General features: G+C 58.6%; 14 protein-coding genes, 1 tRNA gene and 1 pseudogene. 6 read left to right on the top strand and 10 right to left on the bottom strand.

What is annotated here, in order from left to right:
* Nucleotides 1–2 precede the first annotated feature (2 nt).
* Nucleotides 3–1,043: a nicotinate-nucleotide--dimethylbenzimidazole phosphoribosyltransferase gene (locus HAH_RS08305; RefSeq protein ID WP_014040519.1), complete on the bottom strand. Its 1,041-nt coding sequence runs from the start codon at nt 1,041–1,043 to the stop codon at nt 3–5.
* 86 nt (nt 1,044–1,129) lie between these two features.
* On the opposite strand from HAH_RS08305, the gene HAH_RS08300 reads away from it, so the two are divergent.
* Nucleotides 1,130–1,354, top strand: a complete 225-nt coding sequence (locus HAH_RS08300; RefSeq protein ID WP_014040518.1) for a DUF7385 family protein — start codon at nt 1,130–1,132, stop codon at nt 1,352–1,354.
* Between the two features lie 362 nt (nt 1,355–1,716).
* Here HAH_RS08300 and HAH_RS08295 read toward each other — a convergent pair.
* A tRNA-OTHER gene (locus HAH_RS08295) sits at nt 1,717–1,818 on the bottom strand.
* 203 nt (nt 1,819–2,021) lie between these two features.
* Here HAH_RS08295 and HAH_RS08290 point away from each other — a divergent pair.
* Nucleotides 2,022–2,342: a cupin domain-containing protein gene (locus tag HAH_RS08290; RefSeq protein ID WP_014040517.1), complete on the top strand. Its 321-nt coding sequence runs from the start codon at nt 2,022–2,024 to the stop codon at nt 2,340–2,342.
* Nucleotides 2,343–2,381: 39 nt separating this feature from the next.
* Here the strand turns inward: HAH_RS08290 and HAH_RS08285 are convergent, their stop codons facing one another.
* Complete coding sequence (locus tag HAH_RS08285) at nt 2,382–4,208, bottom strand: FAD-binding protein (protein ID WP_014040516.1); 1,827 nt, start codon at nt 4,206–4,208, stop codon at nt 2,382–2,384.
* A 249-nt stretch (nt 4,209–4,457) separates the two neighbouring features.
* Here HAH_RS08285 and HAH_RS08280 point away from each other — a divergent pair, with 249 nt between their 5' ends.
* Nucleotides 4,458–5,807 carry a sensor histidine kinase gene (locus tag HAH_RS08280; RefSeq protein WP_014040515.1) on the top strand — a complete coding sequence of 450 codons (1,350 nt, stop codon included), beginning with the start codon at nt 4,458–4,460 and terminating at the stop codon, nt 5,805–5,807.
* A 154-nt stretch (nt 5,808–5,961) separates the two neighbouring features.
* Here HAH_RS08280 and HAH_RS08275 read toward each other — a convergent pair whose 3' ends face one another.
* The 4 genes from HAH_RS08275 to HAH_RS08260 all read right to left on the bottom strand — a co-directional run bounded on the left by HAH_RS08275 (nt 5,962) and on the right by HAH_RS08260 (nt 8,759).
* On the bottom strand, nt 5,962–6,849 hold the full coding sequence (locus HAH_RS08275; RefSeq protein ID WP_014040514.1) for a succinate dehydrogenase/fumarate reductase iron-sulfur subunit: 888 nt from the start codon (nt 6,847–6,849) through the stop codon (nt 5,962–5,964).
* 3 nt (nt 6,850–6,852) lie between these two features.
* Nucleotides 6,853–7,218 (bottom strand): succinate dehydrogenase hydrophobic membrane anchor subunit, encoded by a 366-nt coding sequence (locus HAH_RS08270; RefSeq protein ID WP_008308927.1) that lies wholly within the window; start codon nt 7,216–7,218, stop codon nt 6,853–6,855.
* Nucleotides 7,218–7,637: a succinate dehydrogenase, cytochrome b556 subunit gene (gene sdhC, locus HAH_RS08265; RefSeq protein WP_008308928.1), complete on the bottom strand. Its 420-nt coding sequence runs from the start codon at nt 7,635–7,637 to the stop codon at nt 7,218–7,220. The genes HAH_RS08270 and sdhC overlap by 1 nt, the downstream gene beginning before the upstream one ends.
* Nucleotides 7,638–7,736: 99 nt before the next feature.
* Nucleotides 7,737–8,759 carry a succinylglutamate desuccinylase/aspartoacylase family protein gene (locus HAH_RS08260; RefSeq protein ID WP_014040513.1) on the bottom strand — a complete coding sequence of 341 codons (1,023 nt, stop codon included), beginning with the start codon at nt 8,757–8,759 and terminating at the stop codon, nt 7,737–7,739.
* Nucleotides 8,760–8,847: 88 nt separating this feature from the next.
* Between HAH_RS08260 and HAH_RS08255 the strand changes: the two genes are divergently transcribed.
* Nucleotides 8,848–10,200 carry a RimK family alpha-L-glutamate ligase gene (locus tag HAH_RS08255; RefSeq protein WP_014040512.1) on the top strand — a complete coding sequence of 451 codons (1,353 nt, stop codon included), beginning with the start codon at nt 8,848–8,850 and terminating at the stop codon, nt 10,198–10,200.
* Nucleotides 10,201–10,230: 30 nt separating this feature from the next.
* Here the strand turns inward: HAH_RS08255 and HAH_RS08250 are convergent.
* Nucleotides 10,231–10,464: pseudogene (locus HAH_RS08250) on the bottom strand (DNA-3-methyladenine glycosylase family protein); the annotation flags it as partial.
* Between the two features lie 2,493 nt (nt 10,465–12,957).
* Between HAH_RS08250 and HAH_RS08245 the strand changes: the two are divergent.
* Both HAH_RS08245 and HAH_RS08235 read left to right on the top strand, forming a co-directional pair.
* Nucleotides 12,958–13,254 carry a hypothetical protein gene (locus HAH_RS08245; RefSeq protein ID WP_014040510.1) on the top strand — a complete coding sequence of 99 codons (297 nt, stop codon included), beginning with the start codon at nt 12,958–12,960 and terminating at the stop codon, nt 13,252–13,254.
* A 310-nt stretch (nt 13,255–13,564) separates the two neighbouring features.
* Complete coding sequence (locus HAH_RS08235) at nt 13,565–13,771, top strand: hypothetical protein (protein ID WP_023843287.1); 207 nt, start codon at nt 13,565–13,567, stop codon at nt 13,769–13,771.
* Here HAH_RS08235 and HAH_RS08230 read toward each other — a convergent pair.
* Both HAH_RS08230 and HAH_RS08225 read right to left on the bottom strand, forming a co-directional pair.
* Complete coding sequence (locus HAH_RS08230; RefSeq protein WP_158307637.1) at nt 13,768–14,682, bottom strand: tyrosine-type recombinase/integrase; 915 nt, start codon at nt 14,680–14,682, stop codon at nt 13,768–13,770. The two genes, HAH_RS08235 and HAH_RS08230, sit on opposite strands and share 4 nt — an antisense overlap.
* A complete protein-coding gene (locus tag HAH_RS08225; RefSeq protein ID WP_023843286.1) occupies nt 14,682–15,116 on the bottom strand; it encodes a hypothetical protein in 435 nt (144 codons plus the stop codon). The genes HAH_RS08230 and HAH_RS08225 overlap by 1 nt, the downstream gene beginning before the upstream one ends.
* Nucleotides 15,117–15,141: the final 25 nt, after the last annotated feature.

Raw genomic sequence — 15,141 nt, 5'->3', positions numbered from 1 at the left:
GTTCACGTCCTCTCCTCGGCCGTTGCTGTGGGCGCGTCGCCGATCAGGTCGTCGTAGATGGCCGCGAAGCGGTCACGGACCTCCGCCATCGGGATGCCGGCGCGGTCGGCGAGCGCCAGCGCGCCGCCCATGCCGACCCCCTCCTTCGCCTCGCCGGCGACAAACCGCTCCATCGCGACGTGATCGCTCCGGTCGAAGCCGGGGTCTGTCACCGTCAGGTCGAGGTCGAGTCGGTCAGCCGACGCCCGCACGTCGGCGCTCCCGTCGTCGGCCACGTAGCTCGTCGTCGCCAGTCCGAGCGGTCCCTCGTAGCCGCCGTGGCGGACCAGCGCAGCGACGGCGACGCACTGGCTGCCGCCGGCCAGCGTCACTGCGGTATCGCTCTCGACGGCCCCTGCGGTCAGCCCGGCGAGCGTTGCCAGAACGGGGTCACCCATCCGGCGGACCGCCCGTTTCGGTTCGTTCGCGGCGTCGCCCGGTTCCAGCGAACTGGCCTGGAGGCCCTCGGCGACCACCTCCGATTTCTGCGCTGTGGGGTTTTCGGGGAGCGACGAGGAGACCATCCCGTCCTCGCCCAGCGCACGGAGGACGCCGAGTGCCGTCGTCGTCCCGCCGGGAATGGTTTCGCCCAGATACAGCTCGTCGGCCGGGAGTGCCTGCCCGAGCTGTCGGGCGGCCGCGAACGCCCCGTGGGCCGTCGACACCGGGTCCTGCTCCGCGATGTCCTTTCCCGGGCGTGCGCCGACGGAGACTGTCGGCGCGCCCGTTTTCTCGGCCAGTCCGCCGTCGACCACAGTGACGTCAAATCCCAGGACGTCCCGGACGGCTCGTGTCACCAGCGCTGGCGTCGGACAGCCGCTGGGACTGACCGGTGTCACACCCGTACGAACCGGACTACCGTAAGTCACCAGTTCGGCGTCTGCCGCGGGCGTTACCGACATCAGTTCGGGGTCGGCTCCGGCGGCGCTAATCCCCGCCCGATCCGCGGTCTCCGTGGTTCCTGCGACGAGTGCGAAGCGCGTTCCGCCACCGGGTGAAGTCATTGTAGTTGTATTACCACAAGTGAACTTTAATACCTTGGTGCTGGGGCGGCGCATGATTTATACCGTACGCCCGCGGTTCCCCGAACATGGACGATTTTGACGAACTCCGCTCGTCGTTGACGCCGCGCGAGGACAACGAGGCGATCGCTTCCTACCAGAACACGACGGCTGTGGCCTGTCCATCCTGTGAAGAACCGTTCGACGATATGGTCGTCTGTAAGCAGGAGTTCACCTCCCTCAATCTCGATTTCGAGATGGACCTCTGTACGACTATCAACGATGGGAACGTCGTGTTGTTTACCCACAAGTAACTGCCGGGACAGGTGTCATCTCGTTGGTCCTCCGCCAATTCTCTACGCCAGTAGTGTAGAATCCGGCAACAGCATCTCACCCCAATATCAACTGTGATAATCACAGCAATGGGTTTTTATACATCTCCTCCCGTTTTTCGCAATAGGCACCACACTGGTGCCGCACCACCCCACCCCCCACCCCCACATTCCTTACCTTTCCACTTCCGGTGAGGTGTCGGCTTCCACATCGACGGTTTTCGTACCCGATAGCTATAGTCAACCCTACTGGGGTAGTTCCAGGCGGCTCAACTGTCAGATCCGACTTGCCAGTGTGGCACACCCGGAGCCGGCTACTCCGCTCACGACGAACCGACGGAAAATGGAAGGGGCGGGAGTCGAACCACGCGGAGCCCTTTGCGGGGTAACTACCAACCGATTCTGGCATGTTGGTCGGTAGCGCTCTACCACTGAGCCACCCTTCCAAGCTATCAGTAATACGTTCCTGACAACCAAGTAAGTGATGATTCCGGGTGTTTCCGCGAGCCGACGCCTCCCGCTGGCTGCGCTTGCGCCGGTCTCCATGTCCCCAGCAGCGGCTTCCGGACGGATCGGGTTTCGCGTACGTCACTGTGTCCTGTTGGGGTAACAACAACTTATTTTGCGTTGGCCGGCGACACCCGTGTCTGTGAGCTACACGAAAGTCAACTACACCGACGTGGAACCGGTCGCCGATGCGATGCACTTCCTCCGGGACCCGCTGGACTGTGAGCAGGTCGGCGTCACTGTGCTGGATTGCGAGGCCGGCTGGACCGGCAAACCGCACGACCACGCCGACGAGGGCCACGAGGAGGTGTACGTCCTTATCGAGGGAGAAGCGACTGTCGAGGTTGACGGCGACGACGTGGCTCTCACTGCGGGCGACGCAATCAGACTCCCGCCGGAGGCGGAGCGAACGATTCACAACGGCGATACCGAGAGCACGTTCGTCCTCGTCGGCGCACCCTGAAACTCGCAGAAACAGATATCGTCGCCGGTGGTCAGGTCGTCAGTACGACCGGACTTTCGGCTCGTAGGTCTCCTCGTCGCCTTCGAGGATGACGGGCTTGTAGTAGAGTTCGGGGGTACCCTCGTTCCAGGCGAGCATCGTGTGCTTGATCCACTCGTCGTCCTTGCGTTCTTGGTGCTCCGCACGCCAGTGTGCGCCACGGAACTCCTCGCGTGCGAGCGCGCCGAGCGTGATGGCCTCGGCCACGTCGAGGATGTTGCGGGTCTCGATGGTGTGGATGAGGTCCGTGTTGTAGGTCCGGGACGGGTCTTCGACGGCGACGTTCTCGTACTCCTTGCGCGCCGTCCGGAGGTCCTGAAGGGCCTTCTCCAGACCCGCTTCGGTCCGGAACACGTTGACGTTCTCGGTCATCGTCTCCTGCACGTCCGCGCGGACCTCGGCGTGGTTGATGCCGTCGGATTCGATGAGGTCCTCGACGCGCTGGCGCTCCTGCTCGACGGTGCTTTCGAGGACCGCCTTTGGCTCGACAGCCGCTCCGTCGGCGGCGACGTCGTCGCTGCCGGCGTCGATGGCACCGGGTTCGACCGGCGGCTCCACGTCGCCGGGCTCGCTCTTGGCGGAGGGGCCGGTCTGGATTTCGGCGGTCTTCATGTCCTTGCCGGCGGCGTGATGGCCGGCGCGGGCACCGAACACGAGTAGTTCCGGCAGGGCGTTGCCCCCGAGCCGGTTCGCACCGTGCAGCGAGACACACGCGGTCTCGCCGGCCGCGTAGAGGCCGTCGATGCACGTCTCGCCGTTCTCGTCGCACTCGATGCCGCCCATGGCGTAGTGCTGGCCGGGCTTGACCGGCATCGGCTCGTCGAGGCCGTCGACGCCCTCGAAGTCCTCCGCGAGGTGGAGGATGTTCTCAAGACGGTCGAGGATGCGTTCCTCCCCGAGGTGGCGCATGTCGAGGTCGACGTACTCGTCTTCGACCCCGCGGCCCTCGTTGACCTCGGTCAGTTCGGCACGAGCGACCACGTCGCGGGAGGCCAGTTCCCCCTCGTTGTTGGCGTAGCCGTGCTCGAACATGAACCGCTCCTCGTTGTCGTTGTAGAGGATACCACCCTCACCGCGAACCCCCTCAGAAATGAGGACGCCCGTGGACGGCAGCGTGGTCGGGTGGAACTGGATCATCTCCATGTCCTCCATCGGGACGCCGGCGCGGTAGGCCATCGCACAGCCGTCGCCGGTGTTGGCGACGGCGTTCGTGGTGTGGTCGAAGGCCTGGCCCAGGCCCCCGGTTGCGAGAATCACGCCGTTGTTCGCGCGGAAGCCCTGAATCTCGCCGGACTTGATATCGTAGGCGACACAGCCGTGACAGACGCGGTCCTCGGGGTCGTCGTGGTCGGTGACCGCGAGCTGGGTCACGTACCACTCGTCGTACACCTCGATGCCGCGCTTGACCGCCTGCTCGTACATCGTGTGCAGCAGGTGGTGACCGGTCTCGGCACCGGCGTACGTCGTCCGCGGATAGGAGAGACCGCCGAAGGGACGCTGTGAGACGCGGCCGTCGTCCTCGCGGGAGAAGGGCATCCCCCAGTGTTCGAGCTGGATGACCTCTTCCGGAGCGTCCTTGGCGAAGGTGTCGATGGCAGGGGCGTCGCCGAGGTAGTCGGACCCCTTCATCGTGTCGTACGCGTGGAGGTCCCAGGAGTCCCCTTCCTGAAGGGCGGCGTTGATTCCACCCTCCGCGGCACCTGTGTGGCTCCGAACTGGATGGAGCTTGGTCACGAGGGCCACATCTGCACCCTCTTCGTCCGCTGCAATAGCCGCCCTGAGGCCAGCGCCACCCGCGCCGACCACGATGACATCGTGTTCGTACATTGTGAGAGTGTCTCTTGGCGTGGTTTCGGCTTAGGATTAGCCAAACTTAAGCCTCCCTGTTGCGTTACCGAGTATGGCTCCACTAGTGGGTTGCATCCCGCTCCTGGTATCGGGATGTCTTGTCAGGGAGACTGAATTCTTGACCTATCCGATGGAATTATATCACGCGCTGTGAATACTTAGGAACCAACTACTGATACTAGACCCGACGGATAGTCCCACTACGGGCGCTGACCCGTCTCAAACCTGATGCCAGACCAGTATCTCACGTCAACTGATGACTTCGAAGCGGTGTTAGCCGAGGCACCCTCAGTACTGACAGTTACTGATGGAGAACTGATAATACGGTTTGTGAGCCCAGCGATCGAACGCGTGTTAGGGTACGATATGGAGTCGCTCGTCGGCACGAACTGGCTGGATCTCGTCCACCCGGAGGATACGGATCGCGTCCTCGCCACGCTTACGGGCGAACGGGAGGACGACGGGGCCGAGTACCGGTTCCGGAACGCCGATGGCGACTGGGTCTGGCTCGAAACCATCGTCTCATCAGACACCGAGACAGACCGCGATTGCCGGGTGTTCACCTCCCGCGACGTCAGCGACCGACCGCGCTTCGAGGCCCGGTTTCACCAGTTCGTTACCCACACCTCTGACGTGCTCACTGTGTTCGACGAGCAAGGCAATGTCGAGTACATCAGTCCGTCCGTGGAACGCGTCCTCGGCTACGAGCAAGACGAGATGCAGGACTCAGACCTCTTTGAGTACGTGCATCCGGACGACCTCTCGAACGCCCTCACCGAGTTCGGCCGGATGATAGACGACCCGGGGTATATCGCCGTCATCGAGCACCGCTATCGCCACGCAGACGGCGACTGGATCTGGGCGGAGTCCCGCGGCCAGCAAGTCACGAACGGCCCGCTGGAAGACCACGTCGTCGTGACGACCCGCGATATCTCCGCACGGAAACAGCGCGAACAGGAACTCGAACGACAGAACCAGCGCCTTGAGCGATTCTCGGACGCGATTAGTCACGACCTACGGAACCCGCTGGACGTCCTTGACGGCTCGCTCGAACTCGCACGTGAGACAGGCGAAGAAGCACATTTCGAGCGTGCCGAGCGGAGCATCGACCGGATGTACACGCTCATCGATGACTTGCTCGTGCTCGCCAAACAGGGCGTTAATCCCGCGGAAATCGAGACAATCGACCTCAACGCCCTTTCACAGCGGGCCTGGTCGATGGTCGACACGCAGGATGCGACGCTTGAAACCGAGGCCGACGACAGCATCAAAGCCGACGAAGGTGCGATGCTGGAATTACTGGAAAACCTCTTTCGGAACGCTGTCGAACACGGTGGCGACGACGTAACCGTCACTGTCGGGACAGAATCGTGGGGATTCTACGTCACGGACGACGGGGCGGGCTTCCCCGACGGGACTGCAGACCTGTTCAAACCCGGCTATTCAACGGCCGATGACGGAACCGGGTTCGGGCTCTGTATCGTCGAACAGATCGTCGACGCACACAACTGGGAGGTCATCGCGACTGACAGCGAGAGCGGCGGTGCGCGATTCGAGTTCATCTGTTGCGGTAGCTGAACTGAATTCTGCGCTCATGCCTGTCCCTTCCGAAACCTAGCTCACCCAGTTCAGCGCGCAAATCTATATGAGACCTGTGGCGATTCGGCTCGAATCACAGTCGCTACCGCTGCTTACTCAGTACGCGAACGGAAAACTAGCCAGTCGAACCGCGTTACCAGAACTTCAGGTTGTTCTTGACCGCTTCCCGCTTGAGTTCCTGGATGTGCTCGGTCAGCGGGATATCCTTTGGACACACTTCGGTACAGGAGAACTGGGTCTGGCAGCGCCAGACGCCGTGTTCCTGCTCGATGATACGGAGGCGTTCCTGCTTGCGGTTCTCGCCCTCGCGCTCGTCCATCGCGAAGCGGTACGCCTTGTTGATAGCGGCGGGGCCGAGGTACTCGTTGTCGCCGGCGGCGATGTTACACGAGGACATACACGCGCCACACCAGATACACCGAGTGGACATCTTGACCTTCTCGCGGTTCTCCCGGGTCTGGCGCTGCTCTTCGAGCTTGTCGTCCGGCGTCTCGTCGGCGTCGAAGTACGGCTCGACGGCCTCCATCTGGTCGTAGAAGTGCTCCATATCGACAACGAGGTCCTTCACGACCTCCTGATGGGGGAGCGGCTCGATGCGGACCGGGTCCTCAAGCTCGGAGATCTGCGTCTTGCAGCCGAGGCGCTGCCTGCCGTTGACGAACAGGGCGTCCGACCCACAGACAGCCTGTCGACAGGAGTGTCGGAAGGTCAGCGAGGAGTCGTAGTGGTCCCGCGCGTAGATGAGCGCATCGAGGATGGTCATCCCCTTGTGGAACGGCACGCTGAAGTCGTCGAAGCGTGGTTCCTGCTTCCCCTCGATTTCGGGGTCGTAGCGGAACACTTTCAGCGTGATCGTGTCTTCGTCGTCGAGCGTCTCCTCTTCGACTTCCCGCTGGGCCTGCTCCTGTGCCTGTCGTTCGTCTCGCTGTGCGCGCCGACGGTCGCCCGGGGATTCGACCTCGGGCTCTGTCTCTTCGTCGGCCTCCGTCTCGGTCTCCTGTTGTTCGATTTGCGTACTCATAGTTCAGACGAGGGTTGTCATGGCCAGCGACACGCGGGTCCCCTGCACGATGAGCAGGATGCCGGCGATGCCGAGCAGGTACTTGACTGCGTTCTTCCGGGAGCCGGTGAGTCCTTGGTTGACCAGCGCGTTGTACACGCCGTTGACGCCGTGGAACGTGGCGGTGACGAGGAACAGCCACATCGTGATGAGATACCAGGGTCGGTTCATTCGGGCCTGCGTACCCAGGAAGGTGAGGTCTGCGGCGTGGTTCACGAAGTGCAACAGCATGAAGTGGAACGCGAGCACGCCGACGAGGAACACTGCCGTCAGCCGCTGGAACAGCCAGCGACGCCCGCCACGGTCGAAGGAGGAGTAGTGTTCAGCCATCAGGCTAGCTTCCCCCCGAGGAACGTCGGCACGCTGGCGACGACGATAGCGCCCGTCAGCAGGAGCGACGCGTAGAAGCTCTTGTCTTGCGATTCCAGCCCCACACCCAGGTCAACCATCAGCAATCGGATGCCGTTGAGGATGTGGAAGACGGCGACGGCTAGCAGACCGACTTCGAGGAACCGGACGATCAGCAGCGATTCCAGGCCGCTGATCGTGCTGGTGTAGAGGTCGCTGCCTGCCTGCGCGCTCGCCGGATCGACGCCGACCGCAGTGCTCAGCACCGCGATGTGGGTGAACAGGTAGCCCACGAGAACCCAGCCGGTGAACTTGTGGAAGATCCAGGCCCACATCCCGGCCGTGAACTCCCGCCACCGTCCGAAGTCCTCGACGGTGCCGCGATTGTAAGACTGACTCATACACTGGGGGGTTAGTCCGGGGACAGATAGTAGTTTCTACAACGGACGCGTATCACCGGAATCCCGCCCGAAGACGTTCGTCAATTGACTACTCCGCAGTTACCAATCGTCGTCGTTCGTCCGCCGATTCCACTCGATCGCCCGCTGTATCCGGTCGTCAAGTCGGACCAGATGGCAGAGGGGATTGCCAGGATACACCAGTGGGTTCTCGAGGACGCCGACCAGCAGGCCGGTAAACGGCGCACGCATCAGCGTGTTCTCCGTCTTGAACGGGTTCGTGATCGTACATATCACGTCGTCTTCGTACACCAGGTCGCCGCGGTCGTAGTGCATGTCTACCAGGCCGCCCGAGTCCGCGCGGATCCAGGTTTTCTCGCCGTTGTCGTCGATGACCGTCCGCCAGCCCGGCCACCGGACGGTGTCGGAGTCCCGCAGGCCGAACTCCGCCAGCACCGACCGAACACTATCAAGCGCCGAGTCGATGAGCGGCCGCTGGAACCGGTGGGCTTCGCCCATCTCTATCGTGATCGTCGGGACGCCCGAATCGCTCAACTCCCGCCGGAGCGACCCCGACGGACCTTCCGAAGAGATGATGACGTTCGAGGCGAAGGCGTTCGCGACCCGCGCGACCTCGGGGTCGTCCATGTTCGCCCGGACGTGGAGCATGTTCGTCCGCCCGCGCGTGGACGTGTGGAAATCGAGGCCCACGTCACACGGGGCCAGGAAGTTCCGGAAAATCTCGTGGGCCATCCGTTTCGCGCTCGTCGATTCGGGGTCGCCGGGGAACGAGCGGTTCAGGTCCCGGTCGTAGATCGGCAGGTACCGCTCCTGTGCCAGAAACGCCGGGACGTTCAACACCGGCAGACAGACCAGCGTCCCCGCCAGCCCGTCGTGGTTCCACTCGTGGGCCACCTCCCGGACGACCTCGATGCCGTTGAGTTCGTCGCCGTGGGCCGCTGCGGTGAGAAACACTGTCGGACCGGGCCGCTCGCCGTTGACGATGGTGACCGGCATCCGGACGGCGTCCCCCAGATACGTCTCGCTGACCGTGTAGCGAACGTTGCGGGTTTCCCCCGGTTTGACGCGGCCGCCGTCGAAGGTGAACGGCTTGGCCTCTTCCATGCCATCACAACGAGAGTCGGCGGCTAAAACCCCTCCGGGACAAGCGAGTATCCGTACATCTATACTGTGGCCGACAGAAGTCGACAGCATGAGCGACCAGGATATTACAGTCGGCGTTCTCAGCCTCCACTCCAGCAAGGAGTCGAAGGCCATCCTGAACGCGGTCGACGAGATGGGCTACGACACGGAGTGGCTTCGCACCGAAAACACCGCGATCAGCGTTACCGACGGCGAGATGACACTCGAACCAAGTGTCGACGTGGTCGCGAACCGTCTGTTGCTCTCCAGCAACGAACACCCCGCGGAAGGGATCGGGCTCGGGATGACTATCAGCCGGCTCGCACCGACGTTGAACGAGCCGATGGCGGCGACGACGGCCCTCCACAAGTTCGCAAGCGCTGCCGCGCTGGCCGATGCCGGCGTTCCGGTCCCGGACGCCCTGCTCGCGCTATCGAGTGACCTGCTGAACGAGGAACGGGACCGCTTCGGTGATCGTGCGGTGTACAAGACGGCCATCGGCACCCACGGCGGCGGGACGTGGATGGTCGATCTGGAAAACCAGGTCAACGCACAGGTCGGTGGCCGCTACGCGTTCTTACAGGAGTACATGGAACACGACGAGCAGCGCCACCACGACCTTCGCGTGTACGTCGTCGGCGACCAGATCGTCGGGGCGATGAACCGCTATGCGCCCGAGGGCGAGTGGCGGACGAACGTCGCGCTCGGCGGCGAGGTCGAGGACATGACGGGTGAACTCCCCGAGCGAGTCAGGGAAATCGCGCTCGACTCGGTCGAGGCTATCGGTCTAGACTATGCCGGCGTCGACATCGTCCAGAGCGACGACGGCTACTACGTGCTCGAAGTGAACCCCACCGCCGGGTTCCGCGGCCTGTTCAAGGCCAGCGGCGTCAGTCCTGCCCCCTACATCGCTCAGCTCGCTATCGAGCGGGCTGGCGGAAGCGTCGACGAGGAAACCGTCGAGCGACTCTCCGACCGGCTTGACGACTCCAAGCCTGCGTGTACGCCGAAGAAGCCACAGCCGAAAGCACAGGAGAACGTCGTCGTCGGGTACATCGAGGAGGTTGTCGTCACCGGAACGCAGGGGACCAAGTCCGTCCTCGCGAAGTCCGACACTGGCGCGACCAGAACCAGCATCGACGCCAAGCTCGCCGCGGAAATCGGAACGGGGCCGATTCTCGACATCGTGAAGATCAAATCCGGGAGTCTCAAGTCCGGTCGGTCGCGCCCGGTCGTCGACCTCGTCGTTGGCGTCGGCGGGACCCAGCACACCGTCACGGCCAGCGTCGAGGATCGCGGGCACATGGACTACCCGCTGTTGCTGGGTCGGGACATCCTCAAGCACTATCAGGTCGACGTGAACCGGCGCGCGGACGACGAGTCAGAAGTAGACACCGAGGAAGAGGAACAGAGCGAAGAGTAACGACGAGCCAGTACCAGCTTTCGAGCCGGCTCAGTCCTCGCGCACTTCTGCGACGCTTTCGGCGATATCCTCGCTGGCCCGCCACAGATACAGGCTCGCGTAGCTCCGATACGGCGACCACCGCTCGGCGTACTCGCGCATCTCCGCGCGGCTGTACCCGTCACCGACGACGGCCTCGAACCCCTTGCGGATGCCGAGGTCGCCGACCGGGAACACATCTTTTCGGCCGAACGCGAACAGGAGTTGCATATGCCTTACTCGGTCAGTACAGGTGTCGTACATAGGGAAACGCCTGTTTGGATGTATGCCCACCATCGGTTTTTGGGAGAAAGTTGGGCTGAGTGATTAGTTCAAGAGGGGTAGTACGGTTAACTCGGTAAACTGGGGTACAATGTACCCCAATTAAGTACGTGGGTGTATTACTACCGATTGGGTTGAGTGAGGTCCCGACTAAGTAGGTCGGAACCCCACCAATGTTACAACGTACTGATTAGCCGTGCGACCAGTGCGATAATCTCCAATACCAGTCGCACAATTTTCAGGCTACTCAGGACGTTGTTCGATTCATCATCAGGCTCCCGTTCGTTTTCTTTGGTGGGAGTGGTTTCGTTGGTCATGGGCGTTGCTAACGGTGTAGCCCTATCGAGAACCTGAGTGGGTTGAGTGAGGCCCCGACGGGTCTACGACTCATACATAGCCCCCGTCCATTAAAAAGCCCCTCATTGAAACCGCGTGCGCGCGACAACCCGTTGGACGTGGCGATGAGAAATGGTCCGCCAACGTGTAAGAGAGGTAACCCTTCTTTATTTCTAATTTTGACGGGGTGGGTAAAGGGCATCTGCTACGGTATAGCCAGCCAGCTATACTAATCAATCTATTGACGAGACAGGGGCATCAGTACAGGGACACCCCACACCCAACAAGCCACGATGAATTTTAAGTGTACTGGCTTACCGTGAGACGCATCTATTTGTTAGACGAGTGGTAGACACTACGTTTAGGCAAAACCCATCAGAACGCACACAAGGACCTACAAATGGAGATGGTGTCCGTATGGTCCCATACTCACGGATATATCTCTTTATTTGGGCCTGTGTGCCTACTTACTTGAACAGCCTGTTCATTCAAACATAGCTATCCTGCTACAGTGCAACCACAGGCCACAGTTTGCCACGAGAGACGTTTGTTTGTAAGCCGAGAGGGATAGTACCTGTTTAGAAAGAATGGCCCCAGTAGCCACACAGAACGTCTCAGTAGATAGCGGCAATATTATCCTACAAATTGTATATTATTTCAATCTATCAGCAGTTAGGATAAGTATTGCAAGATGTGACCACAATATTGTTCCAACCCACTAATAGTTAATATAAGTCTGGAAAGTAAATATAGCGGCAAATATTGTCACTCATATATAAAGGGACTGTGACTACAGACGAAAGTAGAGAGTCGACAAGGTTGGGTACAGGACGCTCTGCTTGGTTACGACCAACATCACCTTGACGACGCTTCCCCTCACCCACACCCTGACGGGCGGGGTTCAGGAGAAAAGCGGTACGACAGAAGGACGGTTCGACAGAGGAAACAGTACAACAGCTTCGTGAACAGAAGGTGGGATAATGCCAAGGCTTTGTCTCTATCATTGCATCCATCGGTGGGATAGGCGGAATTTAGTGTGGGCGGAACTACCTTTATTCCAGTAGTCTTAGGGGCGGAATCTGCTACCCCCTGTCCTAATAGGAATTACTGGCGGTCCCCGCGCCTGTTGGTGTCCTGCTGTTATACGTTGAATCATTCTAACGGACATTGCTACTTATCGTTGGGTACAGGCCTTCTACGGCGGACATATATCCATTTCTACATATGTCCAATTCACACATATCTCGGGTAGATACATCTACATTGTAGGGTAGTACGGGGGCAAATTGGTACTGCCTGTTCCTACCTACTACGGGCCGTCTATTCCTCCAAAACCGAGGGTATGGGGGCTTGTACATCCAGACGCTTCCCACTCGACGGATAGTCTCAGCAAATAGTACATCGACACTGAGTCATAGGCTTCTATAGAACCACTATTACAGACATAAGTAGCAGAGAGAGGGAAACTTTCCTGTTCACCCTTCCCTGCTTAGCGATTATGTCGCTATAGTGTGGGAATCACATTCCCAACTACAGTCTGTGTGGTCATTGCTACACACATCTTTCATTTTCCCGTATCGCCGTCATTAGTTTTAGACGGCTCGAAACCGATATATTATGAGCGACTACACCACTATCCGAGTACGAACGTCCGACGTACAGAGGCTTCAGGAGTACAGTTTAGAACAGTTTGGTACTGAATCAGTACCTAACCATGTACTTCTATCTGAGCTATTAGACTGAGATATAAACGAAACCATGGCGGAATGCCTGACTAAGTACTGACAGCGGATTGAAATTATAGAAGCGGCACGAATGTACCTCTATTTGCAGTAAGTAGAGATACCAAAATAAGTACGGAATATAGGCACGTCACGCCTTGTAACAAGCAGATTTACCCAAAAATGAAACACTACACAGTAACAGATAACGATAAAGTACCGAGCGATGCAGAAAATGTTAAGATGGAAACAGATGGAACAATTACCTTCATGTCAGACACTGGACCTGTCAACGACGGTGAAGAAGACGACTATTGTTGTGACCAATGCCGTGCAGAGGCAGACGCTACCCCTGATAGTCTAACCCCCCGACGTAGCAATCCTATGGAGGGATTCTAACATGAACGTATTCAGTGAACAGACGGGCGACGGTTCAGTTGTCAGTATCCCGAACAATCTGGATAACCTGACTATCTCGACAAACAAGCCATACAAACACGTCCTTGTGTACGTCCTTGGTACATACCAGACTGACAAGCGGGTGGGGACAACTGATTATGAAGTCTCAGTTACCCGTGTCTCACACCGTCATGACGGCATGGATGTACTGGATGGCGATTACGACTATATCCATCTCCTACCTGTCGGCAGTAAGGGCAGTTGTGACGTAGTTACCCTGACTGAGGTGTCAGCATGAAGTGGCGTGTCAAAGAACACGACCGTCCCAACTCCAACGAGATTCTCGAACAGCTACGGAATGACGAGTGGGATTATTCTCGTGATGATTTAATGTGCAAGGAAGTCATGTGGTTCCTTTCAGTTGAGGAAGACATGAATACAAAGCAGGTATTCCAGTTCTTGATTGAGAACACAGACGAGCTTTTCACCAAGAACGACGTAACCATGTCGCTACGTTGGTACGGCCTTATTCCGTCTCACGGCCCCCCACTCCAACAGAGAGCTACCAGTATTCTCGATATTATGTCATTTAATTGGGAGTTCAAGTAATGGCATACGATTCCAAGGAACAGGCCCGCTCAGACGGCAGGTGTGGGTATGAATTCGAGCGGGGGAAGCATTGTGGGCAGTACGGCGTAGGAGTGTTCCTCGAAGGTGGTAGTTCGTATTGCCGTCACCATGTGTTCATGGACGGTGAGGAAGCGGTCGAACAGTACGAACAGGCCCGACGTGAGCGGCTTGAACGTGAAGATTAGTACTGCGGTCCCCAACGGCGGTATGACTTCTCTACGTCCGTATCAAGAGCATTTAGGTACACCTCTGTAGTTTCCATCCTGTCGTGTCCCATTAGCTCCTGAAGGAACTTGATGGGCATACCGTTGTTCAGGCAGGCCATAGCGAAACTGTGCCGTATGGTGTGAGGTGTGACGCGCTTACGTCCCTTCCCCGACTTGTCGACATACAACGTCTCCTGTATCCCTGCTTTCTCTGCCCCCTTGTTAATCACATCAGCTAATCGCCGTTGACTGATATGCTCACTGCGGTTTGTTGGGAACAGGTACGGCGTATTATCGACGTACACACCCTGTCTGTCAACAAGCCATATCTCAAGCAGTGTGTCTAACGTCTCGTCATAATAGACAGTCCTGTCCTTGTTGCCCTTGCCACCGATTACGTCAATACGGCGATTGTCTGTGTCTATATCCTCTACTTTGAGGGTACACAACTCAGTCGCTCGAAGGCCCGTCTCGAACATGAGCCTCACAATTAGCTCATTACGCAGAACAGGGGCAGGCAGGTTCTCAATCAGCTTGTTAATTTCATCCTGTTCGAGATAGATAATTTCCTTCTTTTCGGTCTTACGTGTCTTGCCTGTGTACTGATACCAACTCCAAATATCCAGCTTATCACTGTCGGTAGGGTCGTCGTCACGGTCCAACTGTCCAAAGAACTTGATTAGTCCTGTACGGGCGGCGTCAACGGTCTTATCGGCATACCCGTCATTCAGCATATCCTCCAAGTACTGCGCTATCTCGTCCGTGGTAACCTCATACACATCGGGGTGGTGTTTGATGAAGCGACGTACCACCGTCTTGTAGTTCTCAATTGAGGCAGGAGACTCAGTTCTCATACCGTCAAAGACCGACAGTGCATCACTTTCGTTCATCATTTGCTCCCTTGATAGAAACCACCGTCGTCTGTCTCCCTGATGTTCTTAATATTATCCGACACTTCCCGTAGCTTGCGCCGAACAGTTGCCTTGTCGGGATAGTATGCCTCATCAGGGTCGTCTGGCAGTTGTGATACATCAAAGTCCGACAGTCCCTCACTGGCGTCATCAGCCATTATCGGGGAACCTGCAAACGCTTTCGTCATCACTGCCATTTGGTTCATCAGTTCGTCAATGTCACTGTTCATACTCTCAATCTTCCGTGCCGTCTCGTCGTCCATGCCCCCACCCGTTTGCCAGCCACCGTTTATCTCACGGGTAACTGCTGTTCTCACAAGGTCGGCAGTAGTTCGGTATTCAGGACTTTCCTCAGCGTATTCGTCCCACAGCTCCTTTTGCTCGTCTGACACCCGTACCTGTATTCGTGCCATGCATTACTGCTGTCAGCAGATAGCA

It is taken from the genome of Haloarcula hispanica ATCC 33960 (genome assembly GCF_000223905.1).
Lineage (GTDB): Archaea > Halobacteriota > Halobacteria > Halobacteriales > Haloarculaceae > Haloarcula > Haloarcula hispanica.
Note: the sequence above shows the minus strand (reverse complement) of the source record. Positions and strands in the feature narration are given on the sequence as shown.

Bases quoted from the DNA above. Each gene is read 5' to 3' on its own strand.
- HAH_RS08305 (WP_014040519.1), bottom strand. From the start codon at position 1,043: ATGACTTCACCCGGTGGCGGAACGCGCTTCGCACTCGTCGCAGGAACC.
- HAH_RS08300 (WP_014040518.1), top strand. From the start codon at position 1,130: ATGGACGATTTTGACGAACTCCGCTCGTCGTTGACGCCGCGCGAGGAC.
- HAH_RS08285 (WP_014040516.1), bottom strand. From the start codon at position 4,208: ATGTACGAACACGATGTCATCGTGGTCGGCGCGGGTGGCGCTGGCCTC.
- HAH_RS08280 (WP_014040515.1), top strand. From the start codon at position 4,458: ATGCCAGACCAGTATCTCACGTCAACTGATGACTTCGAAGCGGTGTTA.
- HAH_RS08275 (WP_014040514.1), bottom strand. From the start codon at position 6,849: ATGAGTACGCAAATCGAACAACAGGAGACCGAGACGGAGGCCGACGAA.
- HAH_RS08270 (WP_008308927.1), bottom strand. From the start codon at position 7,218: ATGGCTGAACACTACTCCTCCTTCGACCGTGGCGGGCGTCGCTGGCTG.
- sdhC (WP_008308928.1), bottom strand. From the start codon at position 7,637: ATGAGTCAGTCTTACAATCGCGGCACCGTCGAGGACTTCGGACGGTGG.
- HAH_RS08260 (WP_014040513.1), bottom strand. From the start codon at position 8,759: ATGGAAGAGGCCAAGCCGTTCACCTTCGACGGCGGCCGCGTCAAACCG.
- HAH_RS08255 (WP_014040512.1), top strand. From the start codon at position 8,848: ATGAGCGACCAGGATATTACAGTCGGCGTTCTCAGCCTCCACTCCAGC.
- HAH_RS08245 (WP_014040510.1), top strand. From the start codon at position 12,958: ATGAACGTATTCAGTGAACAGACGGGCGACGGTTCAGTTGTCAGTATC.
- HAH_RS08235 (WP_023843287.1), top strand. From the start codon at position 13,565: ATGGCATACGATTCCAAGGAACAGGCCCGCTCAGACGGCAGGTGTGGG.
- HAH_RS08230 (WP_158307637.1), bottom strand. From the start codon at position 14,682: ATGAACGAAAGTGATGCACTGTCGGTCTTTGACGGTATGAGAACTGAG.
- HAH_RS08225 (WP_023843286.1), bottom strand. From the start codon at position 15,116: ATGGCACGAATACAGGTACGGGTGTCAGACGAGCAAAAGGAGCTGTGG.